Below are 13,091 nucleotides of genomic sequence, written 5' to 3'. Positions count from 1 at the left end.
CCAGGCGACGCCGGCCGTTTATCGTCCCCTTCACTCTTTACCTCTCAGTCTTCACGTTCCTTAACGCTTCCCGCGATTATTCTGTGGCAGTGAGCCTTTGCTGGAAGCGCGGCCTTTGCCGGCCGCCTGATTGCGCGAGCCGCCATTTTTAGCACTCGGTTTACCACCTGCTTTAGCGCCGCTATTTGCAGGGCGGGGCTTTTTCGCGGCTTTAGATTTTTCTTCAGCATGAGCGGCGCCATGACTGGCCGCGTGAGCGCGCGCGCGCGTTCTGCGATTGGTAGCAGGTGCTGCCTGTTCCGGCGTTAAGTCTTTGATGCGCGGACCACTGCGCGCCGCCTTGGGTTGTTCGAGCACTGAGGCTTCTTCTGTGCTGCTGGAGTCGCCGATCATATTGTTGATCAGAGCCAACTCAGACTCAGTCACGTAGCGCCATTGGCCAGGCTTAAGCTCACCGAGCTCGATGTTCATGATCCGCACTCGCTTGAGACTGGTCACACTAAAGTTCAGATAGTCTGCCATGCGTCGGATCTGACGATTTAAGCCCTGAGTGAGAATTATATTAATGGTGTTATGACCAATTTTTTTGACCTTACAGGGCTTAGTCACCGTATCTAAAATCGGCACACCGGCGCCCATGTCCGCCACAAACTCCGCCGTTATGGGCTTGTCCATGGACACTATGTATTCTTTCTCGTGGGCGTTACCGGCGCGTAAGATTTTATTAACGATATCACCATCATTGGTCAGTAAAATAAGACCGCTGGACGGCTTATCGAGGCGACCGATAGGAAAAATGCGCGATTTTTTATAGTTGACCGCATCCACGATATTTTCTGGTATCTCGGGATCCGTGGTACAGGTGATGCCGATCGGCTTGTTATAAACCAAATACACGGGCGCCGGTTTGGCGCGCAGCGGCTTATTATTTACCTTCACTTCATCCGCGAGGCTCACCTTAACGCCCATGCCGGCCACCACACCGTTCACCTTCACGCAGCCTTGTTCGATCAGGCGATCCGCTTCGCGGCGCGAACAAATGCCGGTTTCGCTAATAAATTTATTAAGACGAGTCAGATTATCTGGCGCCGTAACTGAGGCGCGATCTGCGGCTGGTGTTGAGGATTGAGGCGCGTCGCTCATGGGGTGAGATCTCCCGAGAATAAAAACGGCAAGTGTAATGGCGCAGACCAAGAGTCACAAGCCTTTCAGCTAGAGCCAGCGGCGCACCCGCTGACAATAAGTTTGATAGGCGGCACCAAATTTATGGCTTAGCGCTTGTTCTTCAGCGGCAATTTGTACCTTACTCATATACAGCACAAACAAGGCAAGCCAGAGCAGATTAATGGCCACCCCAAACCATAACGCCCACGCGAGTAAGAGCAGTGCATCGCCCACATAAATGGGATTACGGCTGTAGTTAAATATCCCAGTAGTCACTAAAGCAGTGGCACGCTCGGGCGCAAAAGGTAACAGCGTCGTATTAGCGCAGCGCAAGGTTTGCGCCGACACTAATATGACACTCAAGCCTGCGAGGGCAACCACTATCGCTAACCAAGCAGGCAGCGCAAACGGCAAGCCGAGCTCAGCTAATGCATGTTTGCCAAACCAAGCGCTCGTTAGCCATATCATTAAGGCGGCAAACCCCGTGATCAGAGGCGGCGGCAGCCATAACAAACGCTTGCGCCAACTCATTTTTTATCTCCCAGCGCAAAGTGAGCGCCGGTGTAAATGGCGTCTTCCATGTGCGCTTCAAGCTGAATAATGCCGGGCTGCGCTGGGGCGCCATCAATGGTGGAGTGCGGATCCAAGGTAAGCGCGACCCGTTTCAGATCGAGCAAGGGTGAGCCGTCCACATTAATAGGCACTCCATGAGGGTTTAATATAGTGGCTTGCTGCGGTGCTGGCGGTAAGTGTGTCGCCAATAATGGCTCTGGCTGCAACAAGATAGCAGGCAGAGACGCTGCAACAGACTCGCTTATCTCAACGTCAGCCACGGGCTCGGCAAAGGTTGCTTCTCGTTCAGCGGGCGACAACACATTGGCCGACAACACGGAGCGCTCAAACTCGGCGATCGCTTGCAGGCGTTCATCTTCGGCTATGTCATTGGCTTCTGACTCTAACGTGATGGCCTCGGGCTCTTCATCCCAATAGCAGCTAGTCATGCGCAACGCCTGATACACATCTGGATACACTAAGATGCCCTCTTCGCCGATACGAATACCCGCCTGCTTTAGCCAAAGCGTCATTTGCCCGCGACGCCCCGCCATCACCATATGAATGCCAGTGCGCTTTAGCTCTTTGTGCAGCTCGCCAACCATGGTCATCACGCTAATATCTTGATGAGTGAAGCAAGAGACTGCATCGATTATTAAGCATTTAGCCGGCTGTTTTTCACTGGCCAATAAGACTAATACCCGACGCTTAAAATAGGCGGCATTAAAATAGGTGAGCGGCGAGTTAAAACGATAAATTAATACTCCAGTAATGGCCTTTACATCTTCGTTATGGCCCAAGGTATGAACGACGCCTTCGTCATTCATGCCCATTAGTTGCTCGGTGGGGCGCATCACATTGCGTAAAAATTGAAACAAGCCCAGCAACACCGCCAAGGCAATACCTGGGATCACTCCGATTAAGAGCACGCTGAGAAAGGTGATCAAGGCCAACCAAAAGGCCGAGCTATCGGATTGGCGCAATGCCCAAATGCTCTTAAAGTCGGTCATCGACAGCGAGGCTAAAATCAATATCACACCCAAGGCGGCGGTCGGAATATATTTTAAGGGTGAATATAAATAAAAGGTCACAGCAGCCGTTGCCAGTGCCGCCACTAACGACACCATTTGCGTTTTACCGCCATTGGCATCATTCACCGCGGTGCGCGAGCCAGCACCGCTAACGGCAAACCCTTGAGACACGGCTGAGGCAAGGTTGGCAATGCCGAGGGCCCGAAACTCGGCATCGGCATCTATGTCATAACTATTACGCGCCGCAAAGCTGCGCGCGGTTAACATTAACGACACGAAACTTATCATGGCCAAGTTCAGCGCCGGCAATACCAGCTCACGAATAAGGCCTGGCGGAAACTCGGGAATTTGAAAGTCCGGAAAACGGCCACTCAAGCTGCCAATGACAGCCACCTCTTGCACCCTAGGCCCCAGCGCCCACAGTATGGTGGCGGTTACTGCCAGCGCCAGCAAAGACGTGGGCCATTGAGGACGAATGCGCTTGCCCGCCAACATCACCACCAAGGTCAGTAGGCTAAACCCTAAGGTGAATAAGTCCACTTCTGGCACATAATTTGGCGCCGCTAATACGCGCTCCACTAAGCCTTGCTCGTGGTAGGTAAAGCCGAACACGCTAGATAACTGGCCGACGATAATGGTGATGGCAACACCATTCAGTAAGCCCATTAAGATGGGGCTAGATAAAAAGTCTGCCAGCACGCCTAACCTTAAGCGGCTGGCGATCAGGCACCACACGCCTGTCATGGCCGTCATGGTCATCACCAATTGCCAGTGTCGCGTGGGGTCGCCCATGGCCAGTGGTGTCACCACGGCGGCAATCACGGCGCACGTTGCCGCGTCCGGCCCCACGATTAACTGGCGCGAGGAGCCAAAAATGGCATAGGCGATCATGGGCAATATACTGGAATACAAACCAGCCTCGGCCCCCACACCGGTTAACTCAGCGTAAGCAATCGCCACGGGCAAGCCCACGGCCGCCACAGAAACACCGGCCCGCACATCTGTCATCAACCAAGCTCTTTGGTAGCCTAACAGTGTCATTAAGCCCGGCATCCAGCGCCCCAGAGAAAAGCGTTTGTTCATTATTCCAGCCAATTAAAGTGAGACGAGTGAGTGTGGAGCCACTTACGGATAATGCGAGGTGTTTGCAAGGCCACCTGCTCTGCGACTTATGTTTAATAATAGGCTTTTATATCGTCAGATTCGGCACATTATTATTAGCGCTATGTATTGCCCAAGTGGGCTAGATTCTACCTTAAGTGCGGGCTCAGACTCCAGAATAGCGCTACATCACAATTCTAAAAAAAACATATAAAATCAATCGCCAAGGCCTTAGCCACCATTTTAACATAGATGAAATATGTGCCTTTATCACTCCACCTCAGTTTCCTTCACAGCCAACATCGATGAGATTATCAGTCAGCTAGGGTGCCATTTGTTTCCTGTTAACTCGCCGAAAACTGTGGTTGAATGACTGTGGTTAAATGATATGGCTGGCATAAGACATAAAAGGTAACGACTAAGCGTGCAACAATCAGATTTGACTCGGGTATGACGACCCATATTTTAATTTGTGACGACTCTTTGGTAGCCCGCAAACAAGTGGCCAGTGCCCTGCCGATAGATTGGCCGGTAGAGCTGCACTTTGCCGAAAACGGCAACCAAGCACTGACCTTCTTGCAAAATCACGGCGCCGATGTGTTATTCCTCGATCTCAATATGCCCGAGCTCGACGGCTATGGCGTGCTCAGCATCATTAAAGAACAGAGCTTGTCCGTAATTACAGTGGTGATTTCCGGTGATATTCAACCAGAGGCCGAGCACAAGGTGCGCACGCTAGGTGCCATAGGTTTTATTACTAAACCCATAAATCAGCAAGAACTCGCTCGGCTATTAATTGAGTATGGCCTGTATCGATCTGATGCCGCTCCGGCGGCCACGCCCAATGAACTTGAACCCAACGACGCCGTCACCTTATTTGAGTATCTGCAAGAAATGGCCAACATCGCCATGGGTCAGGCATCAAATTTATTGGCGCAACTGCTCAAGGTCTTTATTCACCAGCCCATCCCTAAAGTGGCATTGATTGCACGCAGCGAACTCAATATGGCGATTTCAGCCATTGAAGGCAATACCGATTATGCGGCCGTATGCCAAGGATTTGTGGGTGCAGGCGTGTCCGGCGAAGCCTTGTTGCTATTCACCGATACCAACAGTGAACAAATGGCAAAGTTGCTGCACTATGAAAACGAAACCAGCTCAGCCCCAGAAATAGAAGCATTACTGGATATATCAAACATCTTATTCAGTGCCTTTATTAAAGGGCTTGGAGAGCAGTTAGATATTCATTTTGGCTTAGGTCAACCCCATATTTTAGGCCGCCATCAACCTATTGAAGGCTTATTGGCTCATCATAGGCAGCAAACTGAGCAACTGCTGTGTATCGAAATTCCCTATGAGCTAGAGCAACAGAATATTAATTGTAATCTGCTGGTATTGTTGACTGAAAGCTCAGTCACACGGCTAGAGCAGCGTCTAAGTTATTTACTGCAATGAGCCTGATGGAGTAAACCATGTCCCTCGCAATACAGGATGCCCATGAATTTCATTTTCTGTTTGATATGCTCGAGTCAGTGGAAATCGGCCTAGTGGTATTAGATTTAGAGTTTAATGTACAGCTGTGGAATGGCTTTATGGAAAACCACAGCGGACTCACCTCAACGGCGGTGCGAGAACAAAATATTTTTTCTTTATTCCCAGAATTACCCACAGCTTGGCTAAAACGCAAAATTGATACTGTGGTCACGCTCAATACTCGCGCTTTTACGTCGTGGGAATTACGCCCTTATTTATTTCGTTTTGGCAGCAGTAGACCCATTACCGGCACCTCGCCCTACATGTATCAAAACGTGACGATTAGCCCCTTGGTCGAGCCAGATGGCAGCATAAAACGCGTCTGTTTGATGGTATACGATGTCACTGACGTGGCCAGTAGCCGCATGGAGCTAGAGCAAGTCAACGCCAAGCTGGACCGTTTAAGTAAAACGGACAACTTAACTAACTTACTGAATCGTGGCGCGTGGGAAGAAGCCCTTAACAGTGAATTTGAGCGCTTTCGCCGCTACGGTCACGATTGCTCGCTGATCATACTCGATATAGATAACTTTAAGCGGGTTAACGATCAATACGGTCATCAGGTGGGCGATGATGTTATTCGCCACCTCGCCGACGCCATGCGCGCCTGCCTGCGTAATACAGATTATTTAGGCCGCTATGGTGGCGAAGAATTTGCCATTATCTTGCCAGAAACGAATCTAGAGGGCGCCTGCGTGATTGCCGAGCGCTTGCGCCAAACCATAGCCGAGGCGAGCATCAGCAGCCACGATAAAAACTTGAGCTACACCATTAGTTTAGGCGTGGCAGCTTTGTGTAAGCAAACTCCCAGCAGCCAAAAATGGTTACGCCAAGCGGACGCCGCCTTATACGCAGCCAAGCACGCAGGCCGCAACCAAGTGATGCGTGCTGAAAATGCAGCGCCGAGCGCCGAGCACCCAGCGTCAAGCTAACACAAAAGCCCAGCACCAAACACAAAAGCCCAGTCGCATTCACGACTGGGCTTTTTATTGCTATGAGTTAACTGGCGTTTACGCCAATTCAATCACTTCAAATTTCACTTGTGGGTCTACGTCGGCTTCGTAATCAACACCCTCTAACCCAAAGCCAAACAGACGCAAAAATTCATCTTTGTAGCCTTGGTAATCGGTTAACTGATAAATGTTGTCGTCTTTAACTTGAGACCAGATATCGCGACAAGCATCTTGTACCGCATCACGCAGCTCCCAGTCGTCTAAACGCAGACGATTTTCTTCATCTACTTGCGCTGGCAGCTGGCCGTATAATTGGGTTTCAAATAAGCGCTGAATTTGCTCGATGCACCCTTCGTGAATGCCCTGCTCTTTCATCACCTTAAAGGCCATTGAGATATACAAAGGCATCACCGGAATAGCAGCCGACGCCTGTGTTACCACAGACTTCAGCACGGCCACGTGGGCATTGCCGCCGTGGGCTTTGAGCTTGGCATCGATGGCGTGGGCTGCACGATCTAAGTCTTCCTTCGCCTTGCCCAAAGTACCGTGCCAGTAAATTGGCCAGGTTAAGCTGGTGCCGATGTAAGAGTAAGCCACCGACTTAGCGCCGTCCGCCAATACACCGGCATCCGCCAGGGCATTCATCCACAATTCCCAATCTTGGCCACCCATCACCTGAATGGTGTCGGCAATCTCTTGCTCATTAGCAGGCTCAACTTCTGCTTCAATCAGTACATCTTTATTAGTGTCGAGCGCGGTCGACTTATACACCTCGCCAATCGGCTTTAGAGCCGAGCGCACGACTTCACCTGAGTCGGGCATTTTGCGTACCGGTGAGGCCAGCGAATAGACGACCAAGTCGATTTGCCCCAAGTCTTGCTTGATAAGCTCAATCACTTGCTCGCGACACGCATTAGAGAAGGCATCGCCGTTGATGCTTTTGGAATACAAACCTTCAGCTTTGGCTGCTTTATCGAAGGCGGCGGAGTTGTACCAACCCGCAGAAGCGGTTTTTTTCTCGGTAGCCCCCTTTTCAAAGAACACACCGATAGTAGCCGCGTGGCTGCCAAAGGCCGCATTAATGCGTGAAGCCAAGCCGTAACCGGTAGAGGCACCGATCACCAATACTTTTTTGGGACCATTGGCCAATTGGCCTTTCGCTTTTACGTAAGCAATTTGCTCGGCTACGTTTGCCGCACATCCAACTGGATGAGTAGTAGTACAGATAAAGCCACGAACCTTGGGTTTAATAATCATGCCGTTATGTGCCTCGGTTGCTCTTAGAAAGAGTTATTAGATAGATGCTAAAGATACCTTATTCTAAAGCAAAAGTGAGCGGGAAACACATAGCGCCGAGCGCCCGGCACCAAGCACCCAGCTCAAGATGAACACAAAACCGACAAAAACGGGGTTTGCTTGTTAGCTCGGCGTTGGGTGCAGGGCGCCGGGCGCTGCTTTCACCTTTGATTTTTTGGCCGTATCTGCGCACACTGTCGCCCTGTTTGCTTACCACTGATGTTAATTAATGTTTACCCTGCGCCCTTATCAACAAGAGGCGGTGGAGCGCACGCTCACCTATTTCCGTCGTTATGATGAACCCGCCGTATTAGTGCTGCCCACGGGTGCGGGCAAGAGCTTGGTGATCGCCGAGTTAGCGCGCTTGGCGCGCGGTCGGGTGTTGGTCTTGGCACACGTGAAAGAGCTGGTGGAGCAAAACCACGCTAAGTACCAAAGCTACGGCCAAGCTGCGGCCATATTTTCGGCGGGCTTGGGTAAAAAAGAGGCCCACACTCAGGTGGTGTTTGGCTCTGTGCAATCGGTGGCGCGCAACTTGAACGCCTTTAGCCAATTTAGCTTAGTGATTATCGATGAATGCCATAGAGTTTCCGATGACGACGACAGCCAATACCTGCAGGTGGTCAATCACCTGCGTGAGTCCAATCCTAAACTCAAGATACTGGGCCTTACGGCTACGCCCTATCGCTTAGGCTTGGGTTGGATTTATCAAACCCATTATCATGGCTTCGTACGCAGCCGTAAGCCGCGCTTTTTTAAGCATTGTTTGTTTGAGCTGCCGCTGCGGCTAATGATAAAACAAGGTTATCTTTGCCCACCCGACATCATAGATGCCCCGGTAGTGCATTATGATTTTTCAAGGCTCTATGAGCTGGGTTTATTCACCGAACAAGCTCTAGAAAAAGAGCTGGCGCGCCAACCCAGAGTCACGCCGCATATAGTGCAACAAATTCAAGATTATGCGGTCGATCGCGTGGGCGTCATGGTGTTTGCCAGCACGGTGCGCCACGCCGCCGAAGTGGCAAGCCTGTTACCGCCTGAGCAAACCGCACTCATTACCGGCGATACGCCAGGCCCCATGCGCGATGACATTATTCGCCGCTTTAAGGCCCGTGAGCTGAAGTTTTTGGTAAACGTCTCTGTGCTGACCACCGGCTTCGATGCGCCCCACGTGGATGTGATAGCCCTGCTGCGCCCCACCCAATCCGTGGCGCTGTATCAGCAAATTATTGGCCGAGGCTTGCGCTTAAGCCCGGATAAAACCGACTGCTTAGTGCTGGATTACGCGGGTAATAATATGGATATTTTCGCCCCAGATGTGGGCGATCCCAGACCCAACCCAGATACGACGCAGGTGCAGGTGCCGTGCCCGGCTTGTGGGTTTGCCAATATTTTTTGGGGTAAGGTTGATGAGCAAGGCAAGGTGCTGGAACATTTTGGCCGCCGCTGTCAGGGTCTATTCACGTTAGAGGATGAGCCAGAAGAATTAGGCGAGCCCTGCGGTTATCGGTTTCGCTTTAAGTCGTGCCCGCAATGTTTGGCGGAAAATGACATAGCCGCCCGCCAATGCCACGACTGTGGCTGCGTATTAGTGGATCCGGATAAGAAATTAAAAGAAGCGCTGGCGCTAAAAGATGCGCTTATCTTGCGCTGTGCCGGCATGAGCATGAGCGAAGGGAGCGGCAAATTTGGCCCCGCCCTCAAAGTCACCTATTACGATGAAGATGGCACCGAGCTGACGCAATGGTATGCTTTTGACGCTAAGGGCAAGACCGGCCGTTTTTTTCTGGAGTTTGTGCGCCCTCATTGGCCCGCCCCCAGCCTTGAGCCTGAGTTTAATAACCTAGCCGACGTACTGGCATTGTCCGAAAAATTTCGTCATCCCGATTTCGTGATTGCCCGTAAACACAAACAAGGCTGGCGCATCAAAGAAACCCTGTTTGATTATCAAGGCCGGTTTCGGCTGGCGAATGCTTTGTCTTAGCCGTGAGGCGTGAGGCGTGAAATTATTAGTCTGATAAAAGTAAGCTCAACCTAACTTTCCATCATTTTTACTACCGTTACGAAGAGACATTAATGCGTTCAACTATTGTCGGCCTCACGGCCTTACTGCTTGGCCTAGGTACTGCACACATGGCTCAAGCCGCACTTTCCCCCGCACCGGATAACGCTCAAGTGGCGTGGATTTTGGCCGATGCTAAAACTGGAAACATTGAAGCCAGCCACAACGGTGAGCTGTTATTAAAACCCGCTTCTACGCAAAAGTTAGTGACTACCTTAGCGGGCGCCTTGGCATTAGGCCCAGATTGGCGCTATCAAACGCAAGTCTATTATCGCGGGCAACTTAACGAGGGCCATCTTGTAGGAGATTTACTGGTCGACTTCGTCGGTGACCCTACACTCAAGCGCGAGCAGTTGCGTGACCTACTTAAGCGCAGCGGCGTCACCCACATTAGCGGTAATCTATTGCTCAACCAAGCTCGCTTTAGCGGTTATGACCGCGGCAATGGCGGGTCGTGGAATGATTTAAGCCTGTGTTATACCGCACCTGTCTCGGCTCTCATTTTAGACCGCAACTGCGTGCAAGGTGCCTTGTATGCCAATGCTGGCCAAGCGGCGCGCGCCACTGTGCCCGCCCATCAGCCGGTTAAGGTCAGTGCCGAGGTGGAAGTGGTGAACAGTACCGAGCAGAAACGCAGTTTTTGCTCGTTAGACGTAGAAATGACGCCGCCTAACCAATATCGCCTGTTGGGCTGTATTGGCCCCCGTAAAGAGCCGTGGCCACTGCGCTTTGCCATTCAAGATGTGAGCGCTTGGGGCCAAGATTTAAGCCGTTGGGCGCTGGGGCAAGCGGGTATTCGCCTTTCTGGCACCATTAAGGACAGCCGCATTCACTTAGCCGAACAGGATTGGCAGCCACTGGCCAGTCATCAATCGCCCCCTTTAACAGAGCTTACCCGCGTCATCTTGGAGCAATCCGATAACCTGTATGCAGATAGTTTGTTGCGCACCTTAGGCGCCGAGCATTTTCAGCAAGCAGGCAGCTTTGCCAACGGTACTCAAGCGGTGCGCGAAATACTGTTAAAAGAAGCCAATCTCAACTTAGGCCCCAGCTGGCTGGCGGACGGCTCCGGATTGTCGGCCCATAACTTATTGCGCGCCCAAGACTTGCTCGCCGTATTGTTGGTGATCGCCAATGAACCGCGCGCCCAGTGGTTGAAGGACTTGCTACCTGTGAGCGGCGAAAGCGGCACCCTTTTGTATCGCAAGAGCGTGCAAGACCCTAGCCTAAAGGGCAAAATTCAGGCCAAAACCGGCACCATAGCCCACGTACAAAACTTGGCGGGCTTTTTAGATGCAGATAACGGCCAGCAAAAAGTATTTGTGCTGTTGCAAAATGCCTTGTCGATTAGCCCGCAACATGAAAAAGACATAGCAGCAGGGATTGGCGAATGGCCGGCGCGACGCTTCGAGCGTGATTGGTTAAGCTCAGCGGTTCATCAAGGCGTCATTAAATAATGGCATAGAAAAAACCTATCAATTAGCAATAATTTAACGATTTATCTTAAGCGAGCGGTCACGTTATACTGGCTCTAGCTTAATTAATACGTCTTAGGAGACAAATATGTTTGCAGTAATTTTTGGTCGTCCCGGTTGTCCTTACTGTGTGCGGGCGAAAGATCTCGCCGAGAAGTTAAGCGCAGAGCGTGATGACTTCGAGTTTCGCTATATCGATATTCATGAAGAAGGCATCTCTAAAGAAGACTTAGAAAAAACCGTGGGTAAGCCGGTAGAAACCGTGCCACAAATCTTCCTCGACCAAGCACACATTGGTGGCTTTACCGAATTTGAAGCCCACGCCAAAGCCCACTTAGGTTTGTTTGCCTAAGCCTAAAGTTGAAGAGTATGGGGTGAAGTGGACGGTACAGTCCCCTTCACCCATCACTTGCGTTTAGCTTGTTCCCTTCACTCTTTACCCTTCACCAGCACTTTAATTTCTCTCCCCCCTTTTCATCTTGGCAACAAAGTCCCATCATGGGTTCATATTTTTAACCTTATTAACCAGCCCTGAATCCCAACTTTTGATTGAGCGACTGACCTTAAAAGCAGTGGCATGAAAAAAGCTCAGGTCACAACTAAGCTGGTGCCTATTTGAGGCCATGAACTTTTATGTATTCCGTAGATAAATCCCACAAGCTCGACAACGTTTGCTATGACATTCGAGGACCTGTACATAAAGAAGCCCGTCGCTTAGAAGATGAAGGCCATCGCATCTTAAAGCTCAATATCGGCAACCCAGCTACTTTTGGCTTTGATGCGCCAGAAGAGCTATTAAAAGACGTGATCGTGAACCTGCCTACCAGCCAAGGTTACTGTGAGTCTAAGGGCTTGTTTTCAGCCCGCAAAGCCATCATGCAGTACTATCAGCAGAAAGGGCTGCGCACCGTCGATCTAGAAGATGTCTATATCGGCAACGGCGTGTCTGAGTTGATCGTGATGGCCATGCAGGCGCTGCTCAATAATGGCGATGAAATCTTAGTGCCCTCACCGGATTATCCGCTGTGGACCGCCGCCGTAAACTTGTCTGGCGGTAAAGCCGTGCATTACATCTGTGATGAGCAGGCTGACTGGTACCCAGATTTAGACGATATTCGCGCCAAGATCACGCCACGCACCAAAGGTATAGTGCTGATCAATCCCAATAACCCGACCGGTGCCGTGTATGGCAGCGAGTTTTTATTGGAAGTGGTGGAAATTGCTCGCCAGAACAAGCTGATTATTTTTGCCGACGAAATTTACGACAAAATTTTGTATGACGATGTGGCTCACCATTCGGTGTGCACCTTGTGTGACGATGTACTAATCGCCACCTTTAATGGTCTGTCAAAAAGCTATCGCGCCGCCGGCTTTCGCCAAGGTTGGATGTTGATCAGCGGCCCTAAGCATCAGGCAAAAGGCTATATCGAAGGCTTAGAAATGCTGTCCTCGATGCGATTGTGCGCCAACGTGCCGATGCAGCATTCTATTCAGGCGGCATTAGGCGGCTACCAGAGCATCAATGAATTAGTATTACCCGGTGGTCGTTTGCGCCAGCAGCGGGATCTGGCTTGGCAATTACTGAATGATATTCCGGGCGTGTCTTGTGTGAAGCCTAAAGGCGCAATTTATATGTTTCCGCGTCTCGACCCTAAGGTGTATCCGATCAAGGATGACCAAAAGATGGTGCATGACTTACTGCTGCAAGAAAAAATGTTAGTCGTACAAGGCACCGGCTTTAACTGGGCCACGCCGGATCATATTCGCATCGTGACGCTGCCAAGAGTCGAAGAGCTCGAAGACGCCATCGGTCGCTTGGCGCGTTTCTTGAAGCATTACCGGCAATAGCTGAAAGCTAGAAACTAGAAACTAGAAATTAATACACCAAAAAAATACCGAGCCTAATGCAGGCTCGGTATTTTTT

The 13,091-nt window shown here is 50.9% G+C and carries 9 protein-coding genes and 1 pseudogene; 6 read left to right on the top strand and 4 right to left on the bottom strand.

Going from position 1 to position 13,091, the window contains the following annotated elements:
* Positions 1-60: 60 nt before the first annotated feature.
* The 3 genes and pseudogenes from rluF to ACEN2G_RS05730 all read right to left on the bottom strand — a co-directional run.
* On the bottom strand, positions 61-1,143 hold the full coding sequence (gene rluF / locus ACEN2G_RS05740) for a 23S rRNA pseudouridine(2604) synthase RluF (protein ID WP_442020518.1): 1,083 nt from the start codon (positions 1,141-1,143) through the stop codon (positions 61-63).
* A gap of 69 nt (positions 1,144-1,212) precedes the next feature.
* Positions 1,213-1,695, bottom strand: coding sequence for a methyltransferase family protein (locus ACEN2G_RS05735; RefSeq protein WP_442020517.1), 483 nt, complete (start codon positions 1,693-1,695; stop codon positions 1,213-1,215).
* A gap of 317 nt (positions 1,696-2,012) precedes the next feature.
* A pseudogene (locus ACEN2G_RS05730) lies at positions 2,013-3,830 on the bottom strand (SulP family inorganic anion transporter); the annotation flags it as partial.
* 468 nt (positions 3,831-4,298) lie between these two features.
* Here ACEN2G_RS05730 and ACEN2G_RS05725 point away from each other — a divergent pair.
* Complete coding sequence (locus ACEN2G_RS05725) at positions 4,299-5,303, top strand: response regulator (RefSeq protein WP_442020516.1); 1,005 nt, start codon at positions 4,299-4,301, stop codon at positions 5,301-5,303.
* Between the two features lie 17 nt (positions 5,304-5,320).
* Positions 5,321-6,313: a diguanylate cyclase gene (locus ACEN2G_RS05720; RefSeq protein WP_442020515.1), complete on the top strand. Its 993-nt coding sequence runs from the start codon at positions 5,321-5,323 to the stop codon at positions 6,311-6,313.
* A gap of 78 nt (positions 6,314-6,391) precedes the next feature.
* On the opposite strand, the gene fabV is transcribed toward ACEN2G_RS05720, so the two are convergent.
* Complete coding sequence (gene fabV, locus ACEN2G_RS05715; RefSeq protein ID WP_442020514.1) at positions 6,392-7,591, bottom strand: enoyl-ACP reductase FabV; 1,200 nt, start codon at positions 7,589-7,591, stop codon at positions 6,392-6,394.
* Positions 7,592-7,859: 268 nt separating this feature from the next.
* On the opposite strand from fabV, the gene ACEN2G_RS05710 reads away from it, so the two are divergent.
* From ACEN2G_RS05710 to ACEN2G_RS05695, 4 genes are all read left to right on the top strand, one after another.
* Complete coding sequence (locus tag ACEN2G_RS05710) at positions 7,860-9,614, top strand: DEAD/DEAH box helicase family protein (protein WP_442020513.1); 1,755 nt, start codon at positions 7,860-7,862, stop codon at positions 9,612-9,614.
* Between the two features lie 92 nt (positions 9,615-9,706).
* Positions 9,707-11,149, top strand: coding sequence for a D-alanyl-D-alanine carboxypeptidase/D-alanyl-D-alanine endopeptidase (gene dacB, locus ACEN2G_RS05705; RefSeq protein WP_442020512.1), 1,443 nt, complete (start codon positions 9,707-9,709; stop codon positions 11,147-11,149).
* A 106-nt stretch (positions 11,150-11,255) separates the two neighbouring features.
* Positions 11,256-11,519: a GrxA family glutaredoxin gene (locus ACEN2G_RS05700; protein WP_442020511.1), complete on the top strand. Its 264-nt coding sequence runs from the start codon at positions 11,256-11,258 to the stop codon at positions 11,517-11,519.
* 281 nt (positions 11,520-11,800) lie between these two features.
* Positions 11,801-13,015 carry a pyridoxal phosphate-dependent aminotransferase gene (locus tag ACEN2G_RS05695; RefSeq protein WP_442020510.1) on the top strand — a complete coding sequence of 405 codons (1,215 nt, stop codon included), beginning with the start codon at positions 11,801-11,803 and terminating at the stop codon, positions 13,013-13,015.
* Positions 13,016-13,091: the final 76 nt, after the last annotated feature.

Origin of the sequence: Oceanisphaera sp. W20_SRM_FM3 (genome assembly GCF_052119705.1) — a bacterium.
GTDB lineage: Bacteria > Pseudomonadota > Gammaproteobacteria > Enterobacterales > Aeromonadaceae > Oceanimonas.
Note: the sequence above shows the minus strand (reverse complement) of the source record. Positions and strands in the feature narration are given on the sequence as shown.